This window comes from Mycobacterium sp., from assembly GCF_051006775.1.
In the GTDB taxonomy this organism is placed as follows: domain Bacteria; phylum Actinomycetota; class Actinomycetes; order Mycobacteriales; family Mycobacteriaceae; genus Mycobacterium.
The window spans coordinates 1-4,577 of the sequence record NZ_JBPCSX010000071.1 but is presented as its reverse complement, the minus strand read 5'-3'; the positions used below and the strand labels follow the sequence as shown (position 1 = coordinate 4,577).

Annotated in this window: 5 protein-coding genes and 1 pseudogene; all 6 read right to left on the bottom strand. The window is 69.9% G+C overall.

All coding sequences use genetic code 11. The features are described 5' to 3' along the window. A pseudogene (locus tag ACR2JI_RS05525) lies at positions 1–587 on the bottom strand (DNA repair protein RecN); the annotation flags it as partial. 3 nt (positions 588–590) lie between these two features. Then, positions 591–1,514, bottom strand: coding sequence for an NAD kinase (locus tag ACR2JI_RS05520; RefSeq protein WP_526388850.1), 924 nt, complete (start codon positions 1,512–1,514; stop codon positions 591–593). Then, entirely contained in the window at positions 1,511–2,365 is an 855-nt protein-coding gene (locus tag ACR2JI_RS05515; protein WP_526388848.1) for a TlyA family RNA methyltransferase, read from the bottom strand. The genes ACR2JI_RS05520 and ACR2JI_RS05515 overlap by 4 nt, the downstream gene beginning before the upstream one ends. A gap of 7 nt (positions 2,366–2,372) precedes the next feature. Next, on the bottom strand, positions 2,373–2,558 hold the full coding sequence (locus tag ACR2JI_RS05510; protein WP_526388852.1) for a hypothetical protein: 186 nt from the start codon (positions 2,556–2,558) through the stop codon (positions 2,373–2,375). An 8-nt stretch (positions 2,559–2,566) separates the two neighbouring features. Beyond that, positions 2,567–3,613, bottom strand: a complete 1,047-nt coding sequence (locus ACR2JI_RS05505; protein WP_526388846.1) for an HAD-IIA family hydrolase — start codon at positions 3,611–3,613, stop codon at positions 2,567–2,569. Between the two features lies 1 nt (position 3,614). Then, the gene (locus ACR2JI_RS05500) at positions 3,615–4,451 is read right to left on the bottom strand and encodes a tetratricopeptide repeat protein (protein WP_526388844.1); all 837 of its coding nucleotides are present in this window, start codon (positions 4,449–4,451) and stop codon (positions 3,615–3,617) included. Positions 4,452–4,577: the final 126 nt, after the last annotated feature.

Sequence of the window (4,577 nt, the reverse complement as noted above, 5' to 3'; positions counted from 1 at the left end):
CGATCGGCCTCCTGCGCCACCTCCCGCGCCCGGCTGGTGCGATCGTCGAGATCCCAGCGGGCAATCAGCCACTCATCGCGCAGCTTGCGGTAGCGCTCGAGCACATCAGCGACGCCGGCGAAGCGATCGAGTGCGGCGCGCTGTTCCTCGGGCCACATCAGCCTGAGCTGATCGTTCTGGCCGTGCAGAGTCAGCAACCCGGTGGTCAGGGCGCTCAACGACTTCGCGGGCACGCTGCGCCCACCCAGGTAGGCCCGCGACGGACCATCACGGCTGACGGTGCGCAGCGCGATGATGCTGCCGTCGTCATCACGGTCCGCCCCCGAGGAGTCGAGAATCTCCCCGACCCGGACCGCGATGGCCGGGTCGAGACCGTCGGTGCTGAACCGGCCCTCCACGACGGCGCGGTCGGCCCCCGAGCGCACCCGGGTGGTATCAGCGCGGGCGCCGCCGAGCAGGTGCAATCCGGTCACCACCATGGTCTTGCCGGTGCCGGTCTCCCCGGTCAGCACCGTCAGGCCGCGGTCGAACTCCGCGGTGGCGGCGCTGATCGCCCCGAGTGATTCGATCCGGATCTCGGCGAGCATCGCCTAGCGCTCACGCCAGCTGTTCACCGGAAGCTGGAACTTGCGGACCAGCCGGTCGGTGAACGGCGCACTGTCCAGCCGAACCCACTTCAGCGGGGTCCGGCACTTGGTCACCTGCAACCGGGCGCCGGCCGGCACCGCCGCCTCGCGGCGGCCGTCGCACACCACCACGGCGTCGGGGTTGTCGTGATCGACGTCGACGGTGATCACGGCGTTGGGGTTGGTGACCATCGGCCGGGCGAACAGCGCGTGGGCGTTGTTGGGCACCACGATGACCGCCTCGAGATCGGGCCACACCACCGGGCCGCCCGCGGAGAACGCATAGGCGGTGGATCCGGTCGGGCTGGAGATCAGCACCCCGTCACAGCCGAACGCCGAGACCGGCCGGCCGTCGATGGAGACCATCACGCCCAGCACACCCTGATGCGGGCCCTTCTCCAGGCTCGCCTCGTTGAGCGCCCAACCGCGGGCGAGCACCTGATCTCCGGCGGTGACCACCACGTCGAGGGCCATCCGGTTCTCGACGACGTAGTCGCGGGCGACCACATGCTCGAGGATCTCGTCGATGGCTTCGGCCTCGGCCTCGGCCAGGAAACCGATCCGGCCGAGGTTGACCCCCAGCACCGGGATCTCGGCGTTACGGGCCAGCTCGGCGGCGCGCAGGAAGGTGCCGTCGCCTCCGAGGACCAACACCAGTTCGCAGCCATCGGCGGCGTGTTCATCGCCGTCGACGACCTCGGTCTCGGCGCCGGTGGCATGCAGGTCGGTGGGGTCGAGATGCAGTTGTCCGCGGTCGACGGCCTCGCGGGACAGCAGACGAAGCCGGATCCCGTTGTCGCCAAACGCCTTTCCGACCCTGCGCGCGGTCTCGTTGGCTTCGTCGCGCCCGGGGTGCACGACGAGCAGGACGGTCCGGTTGTCTGTCATTGCGGGCCTTCCATCACAGCGCGGGCGACCGCGGCGCAGAGATCATCGCCGGCCAGCACATGGTCGGTCTGTGTCTGATCGCTCTGGGTCTGATCGGCCTGGGTCTGATCGGTCTGGGCCCGCAACCGCAGAAAGTATTCGACATTCCCCGACGGTCCCGGCAGCGGGCTGGCCGTGACGCCGACGGTGTGCCAGCCGAGGCGGGCGGCCCGGCCGGCGACTGCCAGTACCGCGCCGGTCCGCAACTGCGGGTCGCTGACCACCCCGCCGGAGCCGACCTGCTCGCGGCCGACCTCGAACTGCGGCTTCACCATCGGAACGATATCGGCGTGCGGGGCGCTGCATGCGGTAAGTGCGGGCAGCACTGTGGACAGCGAAATGAACGACAGATCGGCGACGGTCAGGTCGACCTGCCCGCCGATGGCATCGGGGGTCAGATCGCGAACATTCGTGCGCTCGATGACGTGCACCCGGTCATCGGATCGCAGCGGCCAGGCCAGCTGGCCGTAGCCGACGTCGACGGCGACCACCTCGGTGGCGCCGCGGTCCAGCAGAACCTCGGTGAAGCCTCCGGTGGAGGCGCCGGCATCCAGGCAGCGCCGGCCGGTGACGTCGATACCGAACGCATCGAGAGCCCCGATCAGCTTGTGCGCCCCTCGGGAGACCCAGCTGCGTTCCCCGGGCCCCTCCACCGCCAGCGCGGCGGTGATCTCGACGGCGGTGGCGGGCTTGGCCGCGGTCATACCGTTGATGGTGACCCGGCCGGCACCGATCAGCTCGGCGGCCTGCTGCCGTGACCGGGCGAGCCCGCGCCGGACCAGCTCAGCATCAACCCGGGCGCGCCGCGTCATGCGTGGTTCAGCCCTTCTCGACCGATTCCAGCGCGTCGACCAGGATCTGGTGCGCTTCCTCGAGTCGGCGGCCCACGGTGTCGATATCGGCGTCCTGGGCGAACAGGGTTTCCGGGGCGTCCGGATCCAGACGTGGCAGTTCGACCAACAGTGCGTCGACCTGTGCGCGGATCTGCTGCGGATCGGTGTTCATATCAGCGTTCACGCTAGCTGATCGCACCCGTTCACCAGTGACCAGCGCTCCAGCGCGGTACGGGCGGTGTCGTCACCAGGCTTGACCTGCAGCACACGCCCCGCGCCCCAGACGGCATGCGCGACGGCACGGACCACCGACAGTCCGTCCGCGCCGGTATCGGCCCCGGTCGCGGTCACCGTGGCCGCCGTATCGGACACCTCGACGGTCCAGGCAGGCTGCGGGCCGACGGCCAGGTGCGCGGGCGTGTCGAGCAGGGATCGCAGATCGGCGCCGATATAGGACGGCTGGAGACCGGGACCGGCCGCGACGGCGTCAGCGGCGGTGCTGACGCCGGTGAGCACCAGCAGGCTGGGCAACCCGGCGTTATTGGCCCCGGCGATATCGGTGTCGAGCCGGTCGCCCACCACCAGTGGGGTGGTGTAGCTGCCGCGGGCCAGCGCATCGTGCATGAGCGCCGGGAACGGCTTACCGGCCACCAGCGGCTCAATGCCGGTGGCGGCACGCACAGCGGCGACCATGGACCCGTTGCCGGGTACCAGGCCGCGTTCGGTGGGCAGGGTCGGATCCAGGTTGGCCGTCACCCACAGCGCCCCGGACGCAATCGCCAACGCCGCCTCGGCCAAGTCGTTCCAGCAGATGGTCATCGATAACCCCTGCACGACGGCGACCGGCTTGTCGGCGTAGAGCCGCACCGGGTGCAGTCCGACGGCGGTGATCTCACCGGCCAGTGCGTCGGTCCCGAGGACCAGAACCTTCGATCCGGGGGCAAGCCGCTCGGCGAGCATCCGTGCCGCACTCTGGGCACTGGTCACCACCTCGGAGACGGTCGCCGCGAATCCCATCTCGCGCAGATGGACGGCCACCTCACCGGCGGAACGGGAGGCGTTGTTGGTGACGTACAGCGGGTGAGCGGTGACCTGGGCCAGCGTCTCGACGGCGCCGTCGGTGGGCGCGTGCCCGCGGAACAGGGTGCCGTCCAGATCGAGCAGCAGACAATCATGCTGCTGCGCAAGGCATCTGGCGGGAACCGTCAGATCATCGGACGCCGTCATGTCAGGCGAGCTCGCCGACCCGATCTTCGGCGTCGGTCACACCCTCGATATCAGCCGCAGCCGAATGGAGGAACCACTGCAGCGCCTCGTCGGGGCGGCCGAGGGCCAGCAGCACCTCGGCATAGGCGTAGAAGAATCGGGCCGCTGTGGAACCGCTGCGCGTCGGGTCCGGCGCGGGCCGCGACAACACCGCCAGGGCCTGATCGAGCTGGCCCATATCGACGCGGGCGCCGGCGGCGACGATGCGCAACTCATCGGCGTCGTCACCGGTGAGCTCAGCGGCTTCGGGGCTGCGAGCGAGTTCGACGGCGCGTTCCGGACGGCCGACCCCGCGCTCGCAGTCGGCGATCAGCGGCAGCAGCTGGGACTTGGAGCCCATCCGGCGGGCGGTGCGGAACTCGGCCAGGGCCTGTGCCCAGTCGCCGCAGTGGTAGGCGGCGATGCCGACGGCCTCCCTGATCGCCGCGATCCGGCCCGACCGGGTACGCGCAGCCTGGGCGTGCGCCAGTGCAGCCTGCGGATCGGTGTCCATCAGTTCGCCGGCGGCCACCAGATGGCGGGCCACCGTGTCGGCGGTGGCCTTGTCCAGGGTGAAGAGCTCCGCCCGGATCTCCGGTGCGAGTTGTTTGGCCTCGACGGAGTTCGGGATCAGCGGAGAACTGTGCATCCCAGAACGGGTCTCAGAAGCAGGACCGGCCCCGGAACGCGGCTGGGGCCCCCGCTGCGACTGGGGCCCGCGCTGCGGCTGTGCTCGGCGCGAACGGTCCGGCCCGGAACGCCGCGGGGCCGACGGCCCCCGTGGGGTGCGCCGGCCGCCGTCATGTTTATCGTCAGCCATCGGGGTAAAGGATACGGCCATGTGCAATGGCGTCATAATTACGTGCCATCATTGGTGCGAATTCGGCTTCAAATACATATGCCTGAGCCCCCCGGTTATTAGCCGGGGGGCTCAGGACTTAAATGG